General features: G+C 73.1%; 1 protein-coding gene. It reads left to right on the top strand.

The genetic code is table 11. The features are described from left to right. The coding region (locus B8460_RS17370; RefSeq protein ID WP_048862881.1) for an OmpH family outer membrane protein at nucleotides 1–713 on the top strand (713 nt) is incomplete at its 5' end. Nucleotides 714–726 lie beyond the last annotated feature (13 nt).

Here is a 726-nt window from a genome sequence, read left to right as displayed (position 1 = left end):
CGATGCCGGCCGTGCCGCCGGCGATCGGCCCGGCGGCCGAGCCACAGGCGCCGGCCGCCCCCGAGGTGCAGGTTCAGCTCCCGCCCATGCCGGAACTGCCGCCGATTCCCAAGGGGGTGGAGCCGCCCACGCCGCGTATCGGCGTCCTCGGCGTGCCCGACGTGATGCGCGTCTCCACCGCCGCGCAGGAGGTCGAGCGGGTGCTCGGCGGCCGTCGGCAGAAGCTGAACGAGGATGCCCAGAAGGAACAGGCCGCCTGGCGCGACCTGCAGCAGCAGCTGGTCAACATGCGCGAGCAGCGCGGCGTCTCCGCCGAGCAGATCCGCACCAAGGAGCGGGAGCTGCAGGAGCGCATCACCAACGCGCAGCGCACCTTCCGCGAACGCGACCGGGTGATCCAGGAGGCGGCCCGCTATTCGCTGTCGCAGATCGAGCGCGTTCTGGTGGCCGTCATCCGGCAGGTGGCCGAGAGCCGGGGCATGAACCTCGTGCTGCATCGCCAGCAGGTCGCGCTCAATGCCAACGAGTTCGACCTGACCGATCAGGTGGCGGCGCAGCTGAACAAGGTGCTGCCGTCGGTGATCATCCCGCCGGACGGCGTCTCTCCGTCGGCGATGGCGCAGAACGGCGGCAAGGCACCGGCGGCGGCCCCTGCCGCCGCGCCCACCCCCGCGCACGCCGCCGGCGGCAAGCCGTCCGCGACCCGGCACTGAGGGGCGCGGGTCC

The sequence above is a fragment of the Acidisphaera rubrifaciens HS-AP3 genome, assembly GCF_000964365.1.
Taxonomy (GTDB): domain Bacteria; phylum Pseudomonadota; class Alphaproteobacteria; order Acetobacterales; family Acetobacteraceae; genus Acidisphaera; species Acidisphaera rubrifaciens.
This window is presented reverse-complemented; position numbering and strand designations above follow the sequence as displayed.